The 3,647-nt window shown below is 63.6% G+C and carries 5 protein-coding genes; 2 read left to right on the forward strand and 3 right to left on the reverse strand.

Features of this window, described 5'->3' with window-relative positions:
* Window positions 1–119 precede the first annotated feature (119 nt).
* Entirely contained in the window at window positions 120–884 is a 765-nt protein-coding gene (locus ACRCSW_RS06270; protein WP_438703516.1) for an SDR family oxidoreductase, read from the reverse strand.
* Window positions 885–1,042: 158 nt separating this feature from the next.
* Between ACRCSW_RS06270 and ACRCSW_RS06275 the strand changes: the two genes are divergently transcribed.
* Window positions 1,043–1,579: a TetR/AcrR family transcriptional regulator gene (locus tag ACRCSW_RS06275; protein WP_438703518.1), complete on the forward strand. Its 537-nt coding sequence runs from the start codon at window positions 1,043–1,045 to the stop codon at window positions 1,577–1,579.
* A 75-nt stretch (window positions 1,580–1,654) separates the two neighbouring features.
* Here the strand turns inward: ACRCSW_RS06275 and secB are convergent, their stop codons facing one another.
* The gene (gene secB / locus ACRCSW_RS06280) at window positions 1,655–2,173 is read right to left on the reverse strand and encodes a protein-export chaperone SecB (protein WP_438703519.1); all 519 of its coding nucleotides are present in this window, start codon (window positions 2,171–2,173) and stop codon (window positions 1,655–1,657) included.
* Between the two features lie 55 nt (window positions 2,174–2,228).
* A complete protein-coding gene (locus tag ACRCSW_RS06285) occupies window positions 2,229–2,690 on the reverse strand; it encodes an FxsA family protein (protein ID WP_438703521.1) in 462 nt (153 codons plus the stop codon).
* Window positions 2,691–2,808: 118 nt separating this feature from the next.
* On the opposite strand from ACRCSW_RS06285, the gene ACRCSW_RS06290 reads away from it, so the two are divergent.
* A complete protein-coding gene (locus ACRCSW_RS06290; RefSeq protein ID WP_438703523.1) occupies window positions 2,809–3,468 on the forward strand; it encodes a Tim44/TimA family putative adaptor protein in 660 nt (219 codons plus the stop codon).
* Window positions 3,469–3,647: the final 179 nt, after the last annotated feature.

Raw genomic sequence — 3,647 nt, forward strand, 5'->3', positions numbered from 1 at the left:
CCCGGATCACCCCGGAGGAGGCCGCCACTCACGACGCCTTCATCGCCAAACTCGGCGCTGCCGCGATCTGGAACAAACGCGCCTGAGGCTAAGCCGCTCCAACGCCAGATGCCCGCAGATCAGGTCCTCGTAATGGACAGCCCCCCGTCCACCAGCATCGCCGTGCCCGTCTGGAAACTTGCCAGGTCCGACGCAAGATAAAGCGCGGCCTTGGCGATTTCTTCGGGCTTCGAGATGCGCTTCAATGCATGCAGGCCGGTAACAAACGCCTGGGACTCTGCAGTGTTGTTCATCGACTGATACATGGTCGTATCGACGGCCCCCGGCAGGATCGCGTTGACCCTGATCCCCTGCGGACCGTATTCCGCCGCCAGCGCCTGCGTCAGGCCGATCAGTCCAGACTTGCTGGCGGCATAGGCGGCAACGCCCGGAAATGCAGCAGTGTGGCCGATGAAGGTCGAGGTAAACATGATCGCGCCACCACCCGATTTCAGCATCGCAGGCACCTGATGCTTTGCCCCAAAGAACCCACCAGTCAGGTTCACATCCAGCGCCTCTCTCCACCCCTGGGCCGAAATCCCGGATGTGGGGCCTGCTTCACCGATCATCCCCGCATTGTTGAACGCGATGTCGAGCCGACCGAAGTGATCAAGCGCTGCTTTGACAAGGGCGGCCGAAGTCGCTTCGTCGCTGATCGAGCCAGCAATCGCAACGGCACTGCCGCCATCGCTTTTGATCTGGTCGACAAGGGCCGACAGCTCGGCTGCGCGCCGTGCGCTGACTATGACTTTCGCCCCTTCGCGCGCGAAGAGAAGCGCCGTGGCATGACCAATTCCAGAGCTTGCACCGGTGACGATCGCAACTTTTCCAGACAACATCGGCATTTTCATCTCCTATTTATGTATCGAACGATACACTAATAGCAGTCTCGACAAGAAGGGCAATGCTTTTTATAGTGACCAGTATGGAAATAGCCGAAACGCAGAAACGGCCGCGAGGGCGGCCACGGGCCTTTGACCGCGAAGCCGCGCTTGACGCGGCCATGCGCGTGTTCTGGGCCCACGGCTATGACCGGACCTCGATCCACGATCTGACGGCGGTCATGGGGGTCAATCCCCCCAGCCTCTATGCGGCCTTCGGCGACAAGCGCCGCCTGTTTGCCGAAGCGACCAGACGCTACCAGGCAAAGGTCGGATGCTTTGTGGGGGCGGCCCTTGATCCAGAGGGCGATGCCCGAGAGGCAGTGGAACGACTGCTCGACACTGCCGCCGCCGTCTATACCGACCCCGATTACCCGCCGGGATGCATGGTGGCCCAAGCGAATGTGCCGGAGGACTGCGATACCGTGGCCGCCGACCTTGCGGCAGCACGCCGACAGCTGGCCGAGCGGATCACTCAAAGAATCCAACGCGACCGCCACTCCCAAAATGCAGAGAACGACGAGGCGGTCGTACTGGGACGCTACTTCGCGGCCGTCCTTCACGGGATGTCAGCGCAGGCGCGCGACGGCGCAGATCAGGAGTCGCTTCGCGCCGTTGCACGTCAGGCGATCCGCGCTTGGCCCAACCCGACCGCCTGAGGACGGGCAATCTCCCCACCCTCGCAAAAGAAAAACCGGCCCCGAAGGACCGGCTCTTCATCCGATGTCAGACCCTCAGTTCGGCTGCGCTGCGGGGGCCGCCGCCTGAGCCTGCGCCCGCCGTGCCAGCTCCTGCCGGTAAAGCGCCATGAAATCCACGGTGTCCACGTTCAGCGACGGGAACCCGCCGTCGCGCGTGATGTCCGAGATGATCCGCCGCACGAAGGGGAACAGCATCCGCGGGCATTCGATCAGCAGGAACGGATGCAGCTGCTCGTCCGCCACGCCCTCGATATGGAAGGTCCCGCCGTATTCCAGCTCCAGCAGGAACAACGTCTCGCCGTTGACCTTGTTCTTCGACGTCACCTTGAACTTGGTGATCACCTCGAACTGGTTCGCCACCGACCGCTTGCGCGCATCCAGGCTGACCGCCACCTGAATGTCGGGTTGCACTTCTGCGCCGCTCAGGCCTTTCTGCACCACCACATTCTCGAAAGACATGTCGCGAATATACTGGGCCAGCACCTGCATCTTGATCTGCGGCGGGGTTGCCGTCGCCGCCGCCCCATTGCTCGCCGTGGTTTCCTCGGCCATTTCGAACTCTCCTCGCCAAAATCTGCGGCGTTCCTATCAGGTCACCGCGCTGCCCTCAATGCCGTGTCCACCCCGATGGCTGATCCCGACGCGGCGGAAGGTCGCTGTCCTTCACCTCGCTCCAATCGCCCTCGATCACATCGGCGGTCGCGGTCCCGCCCATCGGCACCACCCTGATCCGCCGCGCGATCAGCGCAATCACGCCCAGCCGCACCGGCTTCAGCAGCAGCAACAGCCCCAGCGCATCGGTGAAAAACCCCGGCAACAGCAAGAGAACCGCCGCCATCACCAGGATCGCCCGATGCGCCAGCGGCGACAACGGATCCCGCATCTCGCGCATGTCCTGGCGCAAGGACACCGCCCCCGACACCGCCACCCGCTTCAGCACGAAAATCCCCAAGGCCGCCGAAACCAGCACCCAGGCCAACGTCGGCCAAAGCCCGATCGCACCGCCCAGAGTCACGAACAGCGCGATTTCGACCAATGGCACCGCCAGGATCAGCAGAAATATCCACATCGTCGGCCTCCATTGCCGCTTGCAAGCCCCCCGCCGGTAGACTTCGCCCGAGGCCCATCCTACATAAGGACGAACGGCGCATCCGCCAACCCACGCAATAACCCCCCAGAGGCCTCCGATGAACTCGTCCCTGATCCAACTCCTTGTGCTGGCCGGGATCGCCATTTTCCTGATCCTGAAACTGCGCTCGGTCCTTGGCACCCGCGACGGTTTTGAAAAGCCGCCGGTCCCGCTGGAAGACGTCCGCCCGCAGGTCAAGCGCAACTTCGACGTCATCGAAGGTGGCCCCGACCGTGACATCACCGACCATGTCGGCGACGGTTCCGACGCCGCCAAGGCGCTGATGGCGATGAAACAGGCCGAACCCGGCTTTTCCGTCACCCCCTTCCTCGAAGGCGCGCGCGGCGCTTACGAGATGATCCTGATGGCGTTCGAAAAGGGCGAGCTTGACCGCATCCGCCCCTTCCTGTCCGACGACGTGGAGGCGACCTTCGCCGAGGCCATCGACCAGCGCGAAAAGGACGGCCTGACGGTCGAGGCGACCTTCGTCGGCATGAAGGAGCTGGCCCTCCAGGACGCGACCTTCAACCGCGACAGCGGCATGGCCGAAATCTCGGTGCGCTTCGTCGGCGAGCAGACCTACATCGTGCGCAACAAGGCCGGCGAAGTCGTCGAAGGCAGCACGAAAGAGATCAAGCGCCAGCGCGATGTCTGGACCTTCGCCCGCCGGATGGGCGTCGACGATCCGAACTGGCAGCTTGTGGCCACCGGCGACTGACCCCTTGGGATGCGCCGCCCGTTCCGCATCCTTGGACTTCTGGCGCTGATGGCCGCGCCCGCCGCCGCCGAGGTGCTGGATTTCGAACAGCTCGACGGCTGGCGCGACGATGCCCATGCCGAGGCGCTGGTCACCTTCCTGAAAACCTGCGATCTGCTCGACGCGCCCGAGTGGGGTCC

It is taken from the genome of Tabrizicola sp. (assembly GCF_051645465.1).
GTDB lineage: Bacteria > Pseudomonadota > Alphaproteobacteria > Rhodobacterales > Rhodobacteraceae > Tabrizicola.